Source organism: Nitrosomonas nitrosa, assembly GCF_003051105.1.
Lineage (GTDB): Bacteria > Pseudomonadota > Gammaproteobacteria > Burkholderiales > Nitrosomonadaceae > Nitrosomonas > Nitrosomonas nitrosa.
The window spans coordinates 62,581-80,065 of the sequence record NZ_QAOO01000014.1; the positions used below are offsets into that span (position 1 = coordinate 62,581).

The 17,485-nt window shown below is 46.7% G+C and carries 12 protein-coding genes; 7 read left to right on the forward strand and 5 right to left on the reverse strand.

Annotation, left to right across the window (positions count from 1 at the left end; genetic code table 11):
• Positions 1–71: 71 nt before the first annotated feature.
• The gene (metE, locus tag C8R30_RS09530; protein ID WP_090668914.1) at positions 72–2,345 is read right to left on the reverse strand and encodes a 5-methyltetrahydropteroyltriglutamate--homocysteine S-methyltransferase; all 2,274 of its coding nucleotides are present in this window, start codon (positions 2,343–2,345) and stop codon (positions 72–74) included.
• A gap of 116 nt (positions 2,346–2,461) precedes the next feature.
• Here metE and C8R30_RS09535 point away from each other — a divergent pair, with 116 nt between their 5' ends.
• The 7 genes from C8R30_RS09535 (at position 2,462) to C8R30_RS09565 (ending at position 11,349) form a co-directional block, all read left to right on the forward strand.
• On the forward strand, positions 2,462–3,385 hold the full coding sequence (locus C8R30_RS09535; protein ID WP_107790016.1) for a LysR family transcriptional regulator: 924 nt from the start codon (positions 2,462–2,464) through the stop codon (positions 3,383–3,385).
• Between the two features lie 69 nt (positions 3,386–3,454).
• Positions 3,455–4,426, forward strand: coding sequence for an ornithine cyclodeaminase family protein (locus C8R30_RS09540; RefSeq protein WP_239654147.1), 972 nt, complete (start codon positions 3,455–3,457; stop codon positions 4,424–4,426).
• Positions 4,427–4,626: 200 nt separating this feature from the next.
• The gene (locus C8R30_RS09545; protein ID WP_107790017.1) at positions 4,627–5,211 is read left to right on the forward strand and encodes a CBS domain-containing protein; all 585 of its coding nucleotides are present in this window, start codon (positions 4,627–4,629) and stop codon (positions 5,209–5,211) included.
• Positions 5,212–5,493: 282 nt separating this feature from the next.
• Positions 5,494–7,236: a sensor histidine kinase gene (locus C8R30_RS09550; protein ID WP_090668923.1), complete on the forward strand. Its 1,743-nt coding sequence runs from the start codon at positions 5,494–5,496 to the stop codon at positions 7,234–7,236.
• Positions 7,220–7,669, forward strand: a complete 450-nt coding sequence (locus tag C8R30_RS09555) for a response regulator (RefSeq protein ID WP_090668926.1) — start codon at positions 7,220–7,222, stop codon at positions 7,667–7,669. The genes C8R30_RS09550 and C8R30_RS09555 overlap by 17 nt, the downstream gene beginning before the upstream one ends.
• A 16-nt stretch (positions 7,670–7,685) precedes the next feature.
• Complete coding sequence (locus tag C8R30_RS09560) at positions 7,686–10,694, forward strand: EAL domain-containing protein (protein ID WP_107784211.1); 3,009 nt, start codon at positions 7,686–7,688, stop codon at positions 10,692–10,694.
• Between the two features lie 247 nt (positions 10,695–10,941).
• Positions 10,942–11,349, forward strand: a complete 408-nt coding sequence (locus C8R30_RS09565) for a VOC family protein (RefSeq protein ID WP_090668930.1) — start codon at positions 10,942–10,944, stop codon at positions 11,347–11,349.
• A 76-nt stretch (positions 11,350–11,425) separates the two neighbouring features.
• Here the strand turns inward: C8R30_RS09565 and C8R30_RS09570 are convergent, their stop codons facing one another.
• The 4 genes from C8R30_RS09570 to pheA form a co-directional block, all read right to left on the reverse strand.
• On the reverse strand, positions 11,426–14,173 hold the full coding sequence (locus C8R30_RS09570; protein WP_107790018.1) for a M16 family metallopeptidase: 2,748 nt from the start codon (positions 14,171–14,173) through the stop codon (positions 11,426–11,428).
• A gap of 119 nt (positions 14,174–14,292) precedes the next feature.
• Positions 14,293–15,177 (reverse strand): prephenate dehydrogenase, encoded by an 885-nt coding sequence (locus tag C8R30_RS09575; protein WP_090668935.1) that lies wholly within the window; start codon positions 15,175–15,177, stop codon positions 14,293–14,295.
• 43 nt (positions 15,178–15,220) lie between these two features.
• Positions 15,221–16,339, reverse strand: coding sequence for a histidinol-phosphate transaminase (gene hisC, locus C8R30_RS09580; RefSeq protein ID WP_090668938.1), 1,119 nt, complete (start codon positions 16,337–16,339; stop codon positions 15,221–15,223).
• Positions 16,340–16,413: 74 nt separating this feature from the next.
• Positions 16,414–17,484, reverse strand: a complete 1,071-nt coding sequence (gene pheA / locus C8R30_RS09585; RefSeq protein ID WP_090668941.1) for a prephenate dehydratase — start codon at positions 17,482–17,484, stop codon at positions 16,414–16,416.
• Position 17,485 lies beyond the last annotated feature (1 nt).

A 17,485-nucleotide genomic window follows, 5' to 3' on the forward strand; every position in this document is an offset into this window, starting at 1 on the left:
TATAACGCCTAAAGCCATGTGACTGCTGGCTCTTTTAGAAATGATACGTATTAAATGTTTCTTGGGAGGCTTCAAGCGGCAAGTCTTTCACGCAGGATACGGGCGGCATGTACCATCTTTTTCAATGCGGCTTGCGTTTCCGGCCAACCGCGTGTTTTCAGACCACAATCTGGATTGACCCATAATTGCCGGGGTTGGATATGTTGCAACGCTTTTTCCAGCAACATCAGCATTTCATGGGTATCGGGAATACGTGGAGAATGGATGTCATACACGCCTGGCCCAATTTCGTTGGGATACGCAAACCGAACGAATGCATCCAATAATTCCATACGCGAGCGTGAAGTTTCGATGGTAATGACATCTGCGTCCATTGCGGCAATGGCGGGCAAAATATCGTTGAACTCCGAATAGCACATATGCGTATGAATCTGTGTTTCGTCTTTTACACCGGCACTCGCAATACGAAAGGCCCTGACTGCCCATTGCAAGTATTCATCCCAGGCTGATCGTTTCAGCGGAAGTCCTTCGCGAAAGGCAGGTTCATCGATTTGGATCATGCCAATGCCAGCCTGTTCTAGATCGATGACTTCATCTCGAATAGCCAGGGCAAGTTGTAGCGCTGTCTCTGAGTAGGGTTGGTCGTCACGCACGAAGGACCACATCAGCATGGTAACCGGCCCCGTCAGCATGCCTTTGACCGGTTTGTGGGTCAGGCTTTGGGCATAACTGATCCAATTGACCGTCATGGCTTCTGGCCGGTAAATATCCCCGTAAAGAATTGGAGGCTTGACGCACCTTGAGCCATAGCTCTGTACCCAACCATGATCGGTAAAAGCATAACCCCACAATTGCTCTCCAAAGTATTCGACCATATCGTTTCGCTCGGCTTCACCATGCACGAAAACGTCGAGCCCAATTTCTTCCTGTTTTTTGATGATTTCCCGAATTTCAGCACGCATAGCCTCGAGGTAATCCAGGTGACTGAGTTGCCCTTTTCTGAAAGCGGCTCGTACTTTACGAATCTCGGGTGTTTGTGGGAAAGAGCCGATCGTCGTAGTGGGCAACAGCGGCAATTGAAAGTGCTGTTGCTGCAATAATTGGCGTTGAGGAAAGGGTTGATGACGCTGGCTATCGCGCTGTGTCAATCTTTTTAATCTTGCTTGTACGACTGGATTGTGTATTCGTTTCGAATTCAGCCTGGTTTGCTTAGCCTGCGCTGATGATTCCAGAGAAGACTGGATAGCAGCTTTTCCCTGATTTAAACCACGAGCCAGTATCGTAATTTCATTGAGTTTTTGGACGGAGAAAGCAAGCCAGCTTTTGATCTCGGGATCTAACTGAGTTTCCAGATCGAGATCAACCGGGCAATGTAACAACGAACAGCTTGGGGCAACCCACAGTCGATCACCTAGCATTGACTGTGCAGTCGTCAGTGTTTTTAGCGCTTGAGACAGATCAGCACGCCAAACATTGCGTCCATCGATGATGCCAAGCGATAGTATTTTATCGACAGGGTAATCGGTAAGAAATCGGTCTAGTTGATGCGGCGCACGGCATAAATCGATATGCAAGCCATCGACAGCCAGGGCTTTGAGTCTTTCGGCATGATCATCGACTGCATCAAAATAGGTTGTCAACAGTAGTCGTGGTCCATTTCCCTGCAGTGATGAGTAAGCTTCACTCAGCTTTTCTAACCAGATCTCCTCCAGATCAAGCGCCAAAATGGGTTCGTCTATTTGTACCCACTGGACATCGAGTGCTGCAATTCTAGCTAGAATTGTGCGGTAGGCGGATAGCAGGTGGGGCAGTAAATCTAGCCGGTGAAAATTAGCTTCAGTTTCTTTGCCTAAGAACAAATAGGTCAACGGCCCAACCAATACCACTTTGGGGGAAATGCCGAGCGCCTGGGCTTCGGCAATTTCGTCAAATAATTGTGTCGAAGCGACAGTAAACTGGGTCTGTCGGTCGAATTCAGGAACGATATAGTGGTAGTTAGTGTTGAACCACTTGGTCATTTCCATTGCCGGTTGGTTGGGTGTGCCGCGTGCCATGGCGAAATAAGCATCGAGCGGCGTTGCTTGCTGGCCCAGATCAAAGCGCGCGGGAATGGCACCAAGCAATGTTGTCATGTTGAGCATATGATCATAAAGGGAGAAATCCCCGACAGGGATCAAGTCGATACCGATACGTTTTTGTAAAAGCCAGTTTTCTTCACGAATGGCTTTTGCTCGATCTTGTAGTTGCTGTTCATCGATGTCTTGTCGCCAAAATGATTCGAGTGCCTGCTTTAACTCTCGTCGCGCGCCTATACGCGGAAATCCTAGATTGTGTGTCAGAATCATGAATTACTCTTGTTAAATTGTTATGGATAAAGTCATGATTGTGTCGCGTGCTATAATATGAATCAAATGAAAATTTTTATCATAACTATGAATATAATTCATGGTGTTATTAGCTTATGATTGAACTACGTCATCTACGGACTTTGCATGCGCTTCAGGAAACAGGCAGCCTGTCGCTTGCCGCGGAACGAGTCCACCTCACCCAATCAGCACTTTCCCATCAAATCAAGGTATTGCAGGAATATTACAAATTGCCATTGATCCGGCGGCAGGGGCATGCCATTCAGTTGACCGAACCAGGTAAGCGTCTAGTTCAGCTAGCGGAGAAAGTAATCAAAGAAGTGCAGGCGGCGGAGCGGGATATGGCTAGATTTTCCCAGCCAACCGGCGGTAGCTTGCGTATCGCCTTGGAATGTCACACTTGTTTTGATTGGCTGATGCCGATCATGGATACCTTTCGTGAACATTGGCCAGAAGTAGAATTGGATTTGGTTTCTGGATTTCATGCTGATCCAATCAGGCTGCTCAAGCAAGGTGAGGCGGATATTGTGATTGGCTCCGAAAACAAGCCGCAGCGAAGCATTGTTCATCATCCTTTGTTCCGTTTCGAGATTCTGGCCGTACTCGCACCCGGTCATGAGCTTGGCAAAAAGCGGGTTTTGCATGCTGCAGATTTTGCCAATCAGACACTCATCACCTACCCTGTTCCAGAAGAACGCATCGATCTGATCAGTCATGTGCTGACGCCGGCTGGTATCGTCTGGCAACGTAGGACGGCAGAATTGACGATAGCGATCCTACAATTGGTAGCGAGTCGACGTGGTATCGCAGCGTTACCTAACTGGGGTATAAAAAGCTATGTCGATCATGATTATGTTATCGCCCGACGGATTGGTACACATGGGCTATGGAGCGATTTGTTCGTATCGACACGCAAAGAAACGGCTGCACTACCCTATTTGCAAGATTTTCTGATTACGAGCCGAGATCAATGCTTCACCACCTTGGATGGGATAGTGCCGCTAAGAGCAGATGAATAGCTAGGGTGCTGTAGTGGGGCAGTATATTGACCCATTCAGGCAAGGAAATAACTCGTAATGAGAGGTGAAATGATGGAAATGCCAAAAAATTTACTTTACTTGAATCATCAGATGCTCGAAGGTCTAACGCTGACCACTGATGATGTTGTTAGTCGTATTGAGCATCTGTTACGTGGCAGTCGGCAGTCCCTTGCCTGGAATGCGCCGAAGACCGTAATTACGCCGCCGGATGGCCGTTATATGATGGCGACATTGTCTGCTGCCGATGATCCGCCCTTTTTAGCGGTCAAATCGCTCATGCTCAATCCGCGCAATCGGGAACGCGGCTTGCCCGATATTAACTCACTGGTAACGTTGCTCGATAGCGATACCGGCTTTCCTATGGCAATCATGGATGGCAATTGGATTACGGCTGTACGAACAGCTGGACTCAGCGCGGTTGCTGCTACGCGATTGGCAAGACCTGAATCTTGTATTGCTGCATTTATCGGCTGTGGTATTCAGGCGCGTAGTCACTTGCAGGCATTTTCTTCCCTGTTTCCATTGAAAGAGGTTCGCGCATTTAGCCGTGGCAGCAAGAATCGTGATGCATTTTGCCAGGCAGTAGAGAAATTAGGTATATCAGCTGTGGCATGTCGTAATGCCGAGGAAGCGGTGAAAGGGGCGGATCTGGTGATCTCGACCGTAACGCTTTCTCCAACGCTTGTTCCTTTTATCGATGCGCGCTGGTTGAAAGCAGGGGCGTTTGCCACTACGGTTGATTTGGCAGCTTCTTGGATAAAGGAACACATGCGCACATTTGACCGTATCGTCATCGATGATCTCGAACAAGAAGCGTATATGCCATCACCGCTAGTCGATGCAAAGTGGGTAGCAGGCGATCTGACTGGGTTGGTGAATGGGGAAGTCGCAGGACGCAGCTCTGATGATGAGAAGACCGCTTTTGTTTTTCGTGGGTTGGCACTTGGTGATCTTGCACTTGCCGGCTTGGCGTATCAACGTGCATGTCAGTTGCACAGGGGATACCTCATCGAACGATAACATTGCGGTATTTCCATCGCTTTAATTTACAGCATCATTGATCATCGAATTAACCGGGATTGCGCCCAGTGATGTTATGCTGCTGTTGTACAAGCTGATTGACCCTTTATTTTGATGAGCGTAAAGTGACAAGGAGGAAGGCTTAAAGTATTAATTCTTTCCAATTTAAGGGTTTAGCCATTTAATAGGAGGAACTTATCATGCTTGAATACCCCGTGCTTCCAGCACAGCGACTAATTGGTGCTGTCCGGATTTCCCATCCCATCCCCCCCAAATCGGTCACAATGGAATCACCCGCATTTGAGATTATGACAGATTTGCGGCATAGCCATGTCGCAGAAATCGAACCCCATGCAACCATGGAACTCGCCAATGCCTATATGATGCAGCGAGGGGTTCGCTCTTTGTTTGTATTGAATAGCGACCGCTATTTGCAAGGTGTGATCACGGCCTCTGACATTCTGGGAGAAAAACCTTTACGTTTTATCCAAGAGCGGCGTGTGAGACATAATGAGATACTGGTTTCGGATATTATGACGCCGCTTGATTGTTTAGAGGCGATACCCATTGAGGAAGTGAGGCTGGCTAAAGTTGGACATGTCGTCGCCAGTTTACGCGAAGCTGGGCGGCAGCATACTTTGGTGATGGAGCGAGACTCCAATGGTGAGCCGTTAATATGTGGCATCTTTTCGTTAACACAAATCGAAAAACAATTAGGCACAGCAATAACGCCGACGGGTGTTGCCAAGACCTTTGCGGAAATAGAAGCAACCTTGACGCACTGAAAATCAATCATGACAGATCTACTTCGAGCTACTGAAGGGGCTGCTTATAATGGGCGCCTTCAGTAGTGAAGCCACACTGCAGGCCTGGATTTTTTGCAATTCAGGCATCATTTTTCCTGCCTTTTCGTACCCGCATCATTTAAAAATACAATATTCAACCCCGCTTTTTCTGCTATTGCATTCATTCGGGAAGTGACTTAATGATATGCTGTTTGCTTATTTGCGGCCCAAAGAAAAGGTAATTGGGTAAGGTTTTTTCTATCTGACGAGGATCCATCAACTATGGAAATTACCGATCATAAAATGAAAGGGGCGGGGTTGATTAAAGCTAAAAGATTAGGGTTATTTTATGTCCTGCTGATAGGCATATTGTCGCTATTTATTTTTCTGGCCGTCCAGAGCTATCAATCTATCGATGAAGAGCTAACTGAGTCGGTCCTATCTCGAAGGTTGACTATTGCTGAGCTATCAGCCACAACTCTATCAGAAAAATTCGATCGTATGGTGGACGTCGGTGTCGCGCTCGCTACCCGGGTGCAATTTCGTAAATTGATTGCCGAGGGTAAATGGGCTGAAGCGGCAGAAATTCTCAAGGACGTCGTGAGTGATTTTCCGTTTATCGAAAGGGTTCATCTCACCAGTCTGGATGGCATCAAAATGGCGGAGTTGCCCATATTGGCAAGCGGTATAGGGATCAGCTACGCTCATCGGGACTGGTATCATAACGTGAGTCGTAACTGGGAGCCTTACATTTCACCCGTCTTTGAGCGATATGCTTTACCGCGCCATAACCTATTCGTTGTGGCGATACCGATCAAAGATAGTGCTCAGAATCCACTCGGTATATTAGTCATGCATATCGATATGGAAAAATCTTTTACTTGGATCAGTCAGATCGAGATCGGGGTAGGTGGATTCATCTATGTGGTCGATAGCAAGGGGCAATTGGCATCCCATCCCCGATTTCCCGCTCAGGGCGAGATCATGAATTATTCAGAAGTGCCATCGGTGCAGTATGTTTTGCAAGGGCAGAAAGGGGTTGGGTATATCTATAATCATATCGAAAAAGAGCATCGTGTCGCTGCTTATGCACCGGTCAAATTTGGCTGGGGAGTCATCGCCCAGCAACCCATTGAAACAGCATTTGAATTTAAGAACAAACAGCTCAACCGGGTTTTGACCGGCTATATACTCGTGTTTTTCTTTTGCATGCTTGTATTGTGGTTGATCGTTCATGTTTTGCGTCAACGATGGAGAGCCGAAAAAGATCAGCAAATGGTGATAGAACTCGAGCAGCGGGTTGCTGAACGTACTCGGCAGCTAGAGAATGCCAATAAAGAGTTGGAAAGTTTTAGCTATTCTGTTTCTCACGATCTGCGTTCGCCATTGCGGGCTATTGAAGGATTTTCTTTGATATTAGAAGAAGATTACGGTAAAAAATTGGATGCGGAAGGTCAGCGCCTGTTATCAGTGGTAAAAGATAACGCTCGAAAAATGAGTATGCTGATCGATGATCTCTTGTCTTTTTCCCGTTTAGGTCGGCAAGGTATCAAATCGGTCGAAATCAATATGGAAGCGCTGGTCAATGATGTGCTTGAAGAAATGCGCATGCAGCATGATTTGCAGCGCGTAAAATTGGTTGAACATCCGTTGCCCGCTGCTAAGGGGGATAGAGCATTGCTACGCCAAGTTTGGTTCAATCTTTTCTCCAATGCCGTTAAATACAGCAGTGAGCGCTCAGCGCCCATTATCGAATGGGGCGGATATGGCGATGAGGCTGAGATCGTATATTACGTTAAAGATAATGGCGTGGGTTTCGATATGCAATATTATGACAAGCTCTTTTCTGTTTTTCAGCGCCTCCATCGCGCCGAGGATTTTGCGGGGACAGGAATCGGACTTGCCATCATCAAGCGGATTATTACGCGTCACGGCGGAAGGGTGTGGGCTGAAGGCAAAGTCAATGAAGGCGCAGTATTTTATTTCACGCTACCTCGGAAGGAATTGCATGACGAACAACTTTGAGCAAGTGGAAATACTCATCGTGGAAGATAACCCCCATGATTACGAATTAACGGCACGTGCACTCAAAAAAATTAAATTAGCCAACAGAATCTACTGGGTAAAAGACGGTGCGGAGGCATTGGAATTCATCTATTGCTCAGGAAAATATGCTCAGCGTTCATCGATGGACGGGCTGAGGCTGATTCTTTTGGATTTGAAGTTGCCCAAGGTGGATGGCATACAAGTACTGGCAAAGATTAAAGCTGATCCTGCCACCTGCAACATACCTGTAGTCATGCTAACTTCCTCTCAAGAAGAAAACGATATCGTGGAAAGTTATAAGCTTGGGGTAAACAGCTATATCGTAAAACCTGTCGATTTTCAGAGCTTTATGGAGACGGTGTCTAATGCAGGTTTTTACTGGATGTTGATCAATAAGATACCAGTGAATTAGGGACTAAGAGGACAGGATGAACCACGGGGTAGAAATCAAGGTATTACTGATTGAAGACGTCGAAACGGACGCAGAGCTTGAATTAAGAGAATTGCGTAAGAGTGGGATCATTTATGTCAGCAAGCGGGTGGATAGCGAGCCCGATCTGCGTCAGGCATTACAAGAATTCAAGCCCCATATCATCTTATCTGATTTCTCTTTGCCAGGTCATTTCGATGGCTACCGTGCACTTGCGATCAGTCGTGAGCTTGCTCCCGATATTCCTTTCATCTTCGTATCTGGCACTATCGGTGAGGAAAATGCGATTGAGTCGCTGAAAAATGGTGCGTCCGACTATGTATTGAAATCCAATTTACTGCGCCTAAGTAATGCGGTCAAGCGTGCACTGGATGAATCGGAGCTGAAAAGGCTCCAGAAAGCAGCTGAAAGGGAAATCGAAGCGCAGCGCACTTTTTTTCGCAAGGTCATCGATTTGGATAAGAATCTGATTTTTGCCAAAGATCGCGAAGGGCGGTTTGTACTTGTAAATGAAGCATTTGCTGCTTTCTTGGGTATGACTGCCAGTGATTTGCTGGGGAAAAACAATGTCGATCTCATCTCGCGTTCGAATGCTGAGTTGGTTAAGCATTTGCAGATGGATGAACTTGAAGTGATGGACACAAAATGTGAAAAATTTTTTCCGGAAGTAAAAATCACGGATGCGCATGGCAAAATCCACTGGCTACAGACAATAATGCGTCCGATTATTTCCTCTGATGGTAGCGCAGACATGATTCTGGCCGTCGGTACTGACATTACTGAACGCAAACAAATGGAGGATGAGTTGCGTCAGAGTATCGAGCGTTTTGAGATCATCGCGCGTGCGACCAATGATGCCGTGTGGGACTGGAATCTGCAAACGGGTTATCTTTGGCGGAACGAATCATTCGAGTTGTTGTTTGGTTATGGAGAGGAAGCTGAGCCGAGTATCCGTTTTTGGATGGAACATATCCATCCTGATGTGCGCGATGTGATAAAAAGTAGTCTTTACCAAGTAATCGAGGGAGAAGAAAAATACTGGAGTGCTGAATATCGGTTCATGCGACACGATGGGTCGTATGCTTATGTCTATGATCGAGGGTATGTCATACGTGATGCATCAGGGAAGGGAATGCGCATGATTGGCGCCATGATGGATATGAGCGAAAGGTATGCACAAGAAATGAAGATTGCGCGCTTGCATCGGATACGTGACGTCCTGAGCGGTATCAACTCTACGATCATTCGCGTGCATGATCAAGAAACCTTATACCAAGAAGCTTGCCGTATCGCAGTCGAATACGGTAAGTTTGCCATGGCATGGATCGGTTTGCTTGATCGAACGACTGGAGAAATATGCCCTGTGGCTGTTTGTGGAGAAGATCAGGGGTTTCATGACACGGCCAAGTTTTCGATAGATGAAAATAAGCCCGAAGGTCATAGCCTGGTTGCGACCGTATTGCGGGAGAATAAGGTCATTTTCAACAATGATGTGGCTATGGCAGTCGATGTGAAATACCAGCAAGAACTGCTGGCAAGAGGGATTCATTCGATAGCGGCATTACCGCTGTCAATGGGTGATGAGGTGATCGGCGTATTTGGGTTGAACAGCACGGAAAAAAACGCTTTTGACGAAGAGGAAATAAATTTACTGCGCGAGATGGCTGCTGATATTTCCTTTGGGCTAGAAAGTATCAATAGAGAGCAACAGATTAAATATCTGGCTTACTATGACGTACTGACGGGATTGCCTAACCGCGAATTATTCACGGATCGTCTGGTGCAGGCTTTACATCCAGCAGTGCCAGGTTATGCAGTGGCGCTGTTGTTATTGGACATAGAACGTTTCGCTTATGTCAATGATGTGTATGGCCGCCATGTGGGCGATGGCCTGCTCAAGGAGTTTGCCAATCATCTTAGAGCGTGCGTTCCTGAGCAAGATCGTTTGGCACGTGTGGGGGCAAATTGTTTCGCTATTTTGCTCGTGGATATTCATGAACCATCGGTAGTAGCCCATTTTATTGAAGAAAAGTTACATGGAGTGTTGCCAAGAACAGTGATGGTAGAAGGAAGAAGTATCCTGGTATCGAGCAAGGTGGGCGTAGCCCTCTCTCCAACTGATGGAGTTGAGGCAGAGGTTCTTTTCAGAAACGCTGAAGCGGCATTGAAAAGCGCTAAACAAGCCAATGCCAAATATCTGTTTTACGCACGCGAGATGAATGCTTTGGTTGCCGAGAAGCTTATTTTAGAAAATAGATTGCGGCAGGCGCTTGATAAGCAGGAATTCATTCTGCATTATCAGCCTAAAATCAATTTGTCATCGGATGAAGTATGTGGCTTGGAGGCGTTGATCCGCTGGCAAACTCAGGATGGCCTGGTCCCCCCTATAAAATTTATCCCGTTGCTGGAAGAAACGGGAATGATTATTGAAGTTGGATTATGGGCGATCAGGAAAGCAATGGAAGACCGGCAGGCATGGAAAGAAAAAGGTCTGATATCCCCCCCGATTGCAGTGAATGTATCATCGGTCCAGATTAAGGATAAAAATTTTGTTCCGGCTGTAATCAGTGTATTGGATAGCTTTCCGGACGATAAGGCAGGCTTAGAGCTGGAAATTACGGAAACACTGATTATGGAGAATCTTGATGATAATATTAAAAAATTTTATGAGTTAAAGGATAAGGGAGTACGTATCAGTATCGATGATTTCGGAACAGGGTATTCTTCGTTGAGTTATATGAGCAAGCTACCTGTTAATGCATTAAAAATTGACCGATCTTTTATCTCAGATATGCTGGATAATCCGGATGATACCAATATTGTTTCCACAATCATCATGTTAGCGCATTCACTCAATTTGAAGGTTATTGCCGAAGGCGTTGAAACGACTGAACAGGTCAATTTGCTCAGATTGCTGAAGTGCGATCAGTTCCAGGGATATCTTTTTAGTCCACCCGTCCCACCCCTTGATATAGAGACGATGTTGAAAGCAAGATCGACCACATAAATTGAATGATTTTGGAAGTGGCCATTGGATGGGGAGGGTGTAACTCTGACCCATGTTATGACGGTGGCCTCGTTCGAGGGCGTGAGGGGAAAATATCAATATACCGATGGATCAATAACTTGTTTCCCCAACAAGCAATCAATAGCGGTTTCTAGGATGTGATGTAGGAGGGCTGATAAGATTGCTGAATGAGTAATTCGATTTCAACACGAATTTGAATTTATAGACACGAAAGGAGAAGATCGATATGGCCATTGATGGGATGAACCATTTTACGGTGTTAACCAGCGATCTGGAAAAAAGTAAAGCTTTTTATATTGGGGTACTGGGGCTGACAGAAGGTTACCGTCCTCCCTTTGCGTTCCCTGGTGCTTGGCTTTACTCCGGTGATCAAGCGATCTTGCATATCATTGCAGGTAAACCACTACCGGTTGAGGCACAAGGAGTGATCGATCACATGGCATTTACTGCCTCCAATCTGCAAGTCGTTGTCGATACACTGAATCAGCATGGTATTCCGTTCAAGCTGCATCGGCTGGTAGGCGAACATACTTGGCAGCTTTTTTGTCACGATCCGGATGGGGCAAAAGTCGAGCTTGATTTTGCAGCAAGCGAACCCGAGCCTCGAGCGATAAACACTCAACTGGGATCGTAAGGTTGATATTTCCGATATAGGCGACTCATGCAAGCCCGTTAGCAAGCTACTTGACATGAGTCGCGGGATCCCGTACTTATGGCGATACTGTATTTGTTTTGGTTTTTGTAAAATCGCCTGCTTTAATGATTGTCAATTTGTTGAAATCTAGGTGTTTACGCATCGCAGCCAGAATCGATTCAGGGGTAAGCGCCGCGATTTTAGCTTCAAATTCGATATCCCATTGCATGGTGCGGTTACGTTCCAAATAACTGACAAGCCGTTCGACCAGCGCCTTGTCTTGGCCACGTGCAACGCGCCGTGCTTGTAGATAACCCGCTTTGGCAGTTTCAACCTCTTCCAGTGTATAACCTTCCTTCATAACACGCGCTAACTCTTCTTTGATGGCAGATTCGATTCGTGTAAGGTTTTCCGGCGCATAGATGGCATAGATATTGAATTCACCATGCATATCGAAGGCACTAGCAGAAAGCGTCGAAGCAACATTGTAGGATAAACCTTCCTGCTCTCGAATACGCCGCCAAAGCCTAGAGTCAGCCGAGCCTCCCAATAGATAGTTGCCTACGATGAGTGCCGCGTAGTCAGGGTGATCGTCTCGCAATTTGAGATTCATGCCAGCTTGTAAGACCGCATTGGCCTTATCAGGCGTATCAATTTCTCGATTGATTGGCTCAATTTCCTGATAAATCATTGGTATGCGCTGATAAGGGTATGGACTTTTCCAGTCATCAAAAAGCTGTTGCAAGCGTTGTTGAGTTTCTTTGGGATCAAAATCGCCGACAATAGAAAATGCACTGTCTGATGCACCGAATAGATCATTATGACACTGTTTGACTTCTTCCAATGTCAGTGCGTTGATCAGCTCGATGCGTTCTTCCAAAGTGGGCGTATAGTGCCAATGTGACGAGGGATAAGGAGCAAGATGGCGATCAAGGAGCAAGCTTGCCTGTGCGCTGGGTTCGCTTCGCTTGCTTTCAATGGAGGACAACATTGCCAGTTTGAGTTGCTCGAATTCATCGACTGGGAAAGTAGGTTCCCGCAGCACTTCGGCAACCAATCGCAGCGTATCGGGCAGATGCTCGCGCACCGTTTCGATCGAAACACCCTCAACGCTCACGTTGACTTGTGCCCTGAGTTTGTCGAATGCATCGCGTAATTGTTCTCGAGTGTGTTTTTGAGTTCCACGCATCAACATCGCTCCCGTTATGTTGCATGCCGTCGCTTTATTCTGTTTGCTCTCCTCATCGCCCCAATGAAGCACTAGTGAGGCAACTACCGTACTGCCACGGGTTTTTTTGGGTAACATGGCGAGTTTCATGCCTCCCGGCAGTGTTGTTCGAATGATTTTTGCTTCGATATTCTCAGGAGTCGGATCAAACGCCTCACCTGTGCTAATGCTTGGGTCACCCCGGTAATCGGCCAACATGCGTGCGAGATCGGGCGGGGCTGGAATTTCCGCACGATCGGGTGCGGTGGTTGGAATAAATAAACCGACCGTCCGGTTGCTCGGCTTGAAATAGCTATTGGCCGCACGCTGTACTTCTTCTAAAGTGGTTTGCTTGATACGATCTCGATGCAGGAATAATAAGCGCCAATCTCCCATGGCAATGAATTCGGTCAGGGTGATGGCGAGTCGGCGTGTATCAGAAAGTAATTGCTCGATATTGTTTAGTAAACGGATGCGTGCTCGTTCGAGTTCGTCAAGGGTTATCGGTTGGGTCGAGAGCGATTCGATGGTATCGATCAATGTGTCGCGCGCAGTTTCCAGTGACATATCGGGCCTCAGATTTGCGCCAAAAAAAACATACCCCGGTTCTCTTAATTGACGATCAAATCCCATGATACTTGTCGCTAATTTGGTTTCCACTAGCGACTTGTGAAGTCGACCACCGGGAACTTGTTTGAGAATAGTCACCAGCAGATCGAGCGCAGCATATTCAGGATGTGCGCCAGAAGGTACACGATAAAGTGTCGCAGCAATCTGGCTATCGCCGACACGGCGTAATTTAACCATGCGTTCACCGTCTTGTGTCGGCTCGATGGTGTAGGTTTCTTGTAAATGGCGCACCGGACGGGGTAGAGGGCCAAAATGACGAACGGCCATTTTTAGTGCTTCGGCTTCCTCAAATTTTCCGGCAATGACCAGTACTGCATTATCCGGTTGGTAATAGTGGCGATAAAAAGCTTGTAACCGTTCGATGGGTACATTTTCGATGTCTGAGCGAGAACCGATGATGGCTCGCCCATAGTTGTGCCAAGTATAGGCCGTTGACGTCATTCGTTCGAACAGGACGCTGAATGGGCTATTTTCGCCCGCCTCAAATTCATTGCGTACCACCGTCATTTCGCTGTCAAGGTCAGATTTAGCTACACGCGAGTTGACCATGCGGTCTGCTTCTAGGCGCAACGCCCAATCTAAATTATCGTTACTAGCGGTAAATGTTTCAAAATAATTGGTGCGGTCGTAGGAGGTCGTGCCATTCCAGCGAGCCCCCCGTTTAGTAAATTCGTTCTTGATGTCAGGAAATTGTGCTGTCCCCTTGAATAACAGATGCTCGAGTAAATGCGCCATTCCTGCTTCACCATAGCCTTCATTGCGTGAACCAACAAGATAAACGACATTGACCGTAATCGAGTCGAGCGAATTATCGGGAACGAGCAGGATGCGCAATCCATTTTCGAGTTGGTATTCTGAAATACCTTCAACCGAGGTGACATGAGTTAAGCTGGAGGGTACTTCGGTGAGAGGCAGCTGAGCGTTAACATTCTTGAAAAAGATAAGTGCAATAATAAAAGCGGTGAAGGTAATCAGATATTGACGCATAAGTTTTTTTATTCTTGGATTAGAGTTAACGATTAATAGAGACTGCTTATTTATCAACAAGTTCTTTGATGTTTCTCCTGGCTTTCAGTAAATTGGAACCTTGACAGTTGGTTGGCAAGTTAACAGAATTGGTTCAACCATTTCTGGCGCAGTTCACGAGCCGCAGCAAAAGTGCGTTCAAGCGCTTCTCCATCATGATTTGCTAACAGAGTGCGCAAGTAAGTTAGCTGAGCTTGATAGGTATCGATTTGTTTGAGGAGTGTTTCCTGGTTGGCGAGGCAAATATCTCGCCACATTTCCGGTGAACTGCTGGCAATTCGAGTGCAGTCGCGAAAGCTACTGCCTGCAAAGCGTAATACTTCTTCAGGCTGATCATCGCTGTTACAAAGCACATGATTCATGAGTGAAAAGGCCAAAATATGTGGAAGATGACTGACAGTGGCAAGAATACGGTCGTGCTGAGCGGCTGGCATACGCGTAACTTTTGCGCCACATCGCTGCCAGAGCGTTGTCACCAAGTCGATAGCTTCCACACTATTTTCTTTCAAGGGGGTAATAATGAGAGGCTTGTCGCAAAATAAGTGAATATCAGCCGCTTCCGCTCCACTGAATTCAGTGCCAGCAATCGGGTGGCTAGGGACAAAGTGAGCAAGTTGTCTAGCCAGGTGAGTCCGTGCAGCAAGGATCACGTCCTGTTTAGTGCTGCCGACGTCAGATATAATTGTTCCATCTTCTACATAAGGCGCAATTTGTGCCATGACCTGGTCAGTTTGACCAACAGGCATGGCAAGCAGGATAAAATCAGCGCCTTTAAGCGCCGACGCTGGATCATTCGCTATCTCATCGATAATGCCAAGCTCCAGCGCGCGTTGCATATTCTTCCGGCTCCGCCCAATGCCAACACAATGTTTGACCATGCCAGCATGACGCAGCGCCAAAGCAAAGGAGCCCCCGATCAAACCGACACCAATAATGACAAGTTTCTTAAGCGGGGGAGAAGCCATGATTATGAATAACTAGAAAGATAGACTGAGAAACAAAAAGGAATTAAGTTGATGTTTTGAGCACTTGCTCCAATGCTTTCAGAAATTTCTCATTTTCTGATTCTAAGCCGATGGTGACCCTCAAATGGTGAGGCATTTCGTATACGCCGAGTGGGCGGACAATTACTCCTTGCTGAAGGAGATTTTGGTAAGTTTTCATCGTATTGGATACATCCCCTCTGACGCGGAAAGTAATAAAATTTCCATAAGAAGGAATATATTCCACCCCTAATTGACGCAGTCCATTCGTGATTTGTAACATACCGGCCCGATTGGTCGCGTAGGCGCGTTTGACAAATTCGATATCTTGCAGTGCCGCATGGGCACCAACCAAACCGATGCTATTGACGTTAAACGGTTGACGTATACGATTCATCAAATCCGCTAAATCGGGATGAGCTAGCGCAAAACCAACCCGAATACCAGCAAGACCATAGGCTTTTGAGAAGGTACGAGTGATGAGTAAATTTGGAAATTTTCTGAGCCATGAAATACTATTCGCTTTATTTGCCTCGGGCAGATACTCGTCATAGGCTTCATCCAGAATAACTAAAACATCCTGTGAAACCCGTTCGAGGAAGCGCAACAAATCGTCGGTATCACAGAGTGTACCCGTAGGGTTATTGGGATTGGCAATAAATACGACGCGTGTCTCAGGTGTGATAGCGTTGAGCATAGCTACCAGATCATGACCATAAAGTCTTGCGGGCACTGAAATCCCTTGTGCACCGAGTGCTTGTGCCAATAACGGGTAGATGGCAAAAGCATGTTGCGAATAAACGGCAGAAGCGCCCGGTTTCAGAAAAATTCTGGCAGCTAATTCCAATACATCGTTCGACCCGTTACCTAGCACGATTTGATTGACATTCACTCCATAGTGCTTGGATAAAGCATTCTTTAATTCAAATCCACTGCCATCTGGGTAGCGCGCAATTTCTTGCAATGCTTTAGTCATGGCCTCCATGGCGAGGGGGCTAGTCCCAAGAGGATTTTCATTAGAGGCCAATTTGATGACCCCGTACTTTTCAAGGCCGAGTTCTCGCACCAGCTCTGATATAGGCTTGCCTGGCTGATAAGGTTGTATGGCGCGGATATATTCTGGTGCAAGTTCGCAAAGTTTCATAAGCGTAAAGAGGTTGATACTTTAAAATAATAAAACTGAAAGTAAAGATAGCATTGATTAACTAATCAGATGCATTACTGCGCGGCAGGGTATGAACCGAGTATTTTAAGAAAAGTAGCTTTGCTACGCAGTTCTTCAAGTGCTTTTGCAATATTTTCGTTTTCTTGATGGCCTTCGATATCGATAAAAAAAACATATTCCCATAATCCTTTACGCGAAGGTCTTGATTCTAGTCGGGTCATACTCACTTGGTAGCGTGCAAGTGGCGCAAGAAGCTCATGAATTGCGCCAGGCCGATTACTGGTAGAGAGGACAATGGATGTTTTGTCTTTACCCGATACTGAAACTTGTTGTGTGCCGATCACTAAAAATCGTGTGGTATTGTTGGGTTCGTCTTCGATATTTTTGGCGCAAATAGTGAGTCCAAATACTGCAGCAGCTTTTTTTCCAGCAATGGCTGCCGCATTTTGATCGGTTGCGGCACGGCTGGCGGCGTCGGCATTGCTTGCTGCGTCGATACGCGCGATGGTCTGCAGATTGGGAAGATGCGTTTTTAGCCAACCAAGGCATTGCGCGAACGATTGGGGATGCGAGTAAATTTTTTGAATGGCCGCGAGATCGCTTTGTTGGGCCATGAGGTATTGATGGACCGCGAGTTCAATTTCACCGCACACGGTTAGTGGGGTTTGCAGCAGTAAATCCATGGTTCTACCAACGGCACCTTCGGTGGAATTTTCTACCGGCACAACACCATAATGGGCTGAGCCCGATTCGACTTCACGAAAAACATCATCGATTGTATGACACGCAAGTGTCAAGACAGTATTACCAAAACGCTTAGTGACTGCTTCTTCGGAGAAGGTGCCTTGGGGACCTAGATAAGCAATTGTCAGCGGCTCTTCCATCGCGCGGCAGGCTGAGATGATTTCTGTAAACAGTTGTGTAACACGTTCACTTGTGAGTGGGCCAGAATTCGATTGTTGCAGACGTGTAAGCACTTGTGATTCTCTTTCTGGGCGATAAGTGACCCCATTTTTGCGGCGGCCAATTTCTTGCGCCAGTGCGGCGCGCGCATTGATCAGCTTGAGTAATTCGTTATCAATCGCATCGATCTTATCTCGCAATTGTTTCAGTTGTTCAGTCATG

Coding starts and splice junctions, on each gene's coding strand:
- metE (WP_090668914.1), bottom strand. CDS start 2,345: ATGATTCTGACACACAATCTAGGATTTCCGCGTATAGGCGCGCGACGA.
- C8R30_RS09535 (WP_107790016.1), top strand. CDS start 2,462: ATGATTGAACTACGTCATCTACGGACTTTGCATGCGCTTCAGGAAACA.
- C8R30_RS09540 (WP_239654147.1), top strand. CDS start 3,455: ATGATGGAAATGCCAAAAAATTTACTTTACTTGAATCATCAGATGCTC.
- C8R30_RS09545 (WP_107790017.1), top strand. CDS start 4,627: ATGCTTGAATACCCCGTGCTTCCAGCACAGCGACTAATTGGTGCTGTC.
- C8R30_RS09550 (WP_090668923.1), top strand. CDS start 5,494: ATGGAAATTACCGATCATAAAATGAAAGGGGCGGGGTTGATTAAAGCT.
- C8R30_RS09555 (WP_090668926.1), top strand. CDS start 7,220: ATGACGAACAACTTTGAGCAAGTGGAAATACTCATCGTGGAAGATAAC.
- C8R30_RS09560 (WP_107784211.1), top strand. CDS start 7,686: ATGAACCACGGGGTAGAAATCAAGGTATTACTGATTGAAGACGTCGAA.
- C8R30_RS09565 (WP_090668930.1), top strand. CDS start 10,942: ATGGCCATTGATGGGATGAACCATTTTACGGTGTTAACCAGCGATCTG.
- C8R30_RS09570 (WP_107790018.1), bottom strand. CDS start 14,173: ATGCGTCAATATCTGATTACCTTCACCGCTTTTATTATTGCACTTATC.
- C8R30_RS09575 (WP_090668935.1), bottom strand. CDS start 15,177: ATGGCTTCTCCCCCGCTTAAGAAACTTGTCATTATTGGTGTCGGTTTG.
- hisC (WP_090668938.1), bottom strand. CDS start 16,339: ATGAAACTTTGCGAACTTGCACCAGAATATATCCGCGCCATACAACCT.
- pheA (WP_090668941.1), bottom strand. CDS start 17,484: ATGACTGAACAACTGAAACAATTGCGAGATAAGATCGATGCGATTGAT.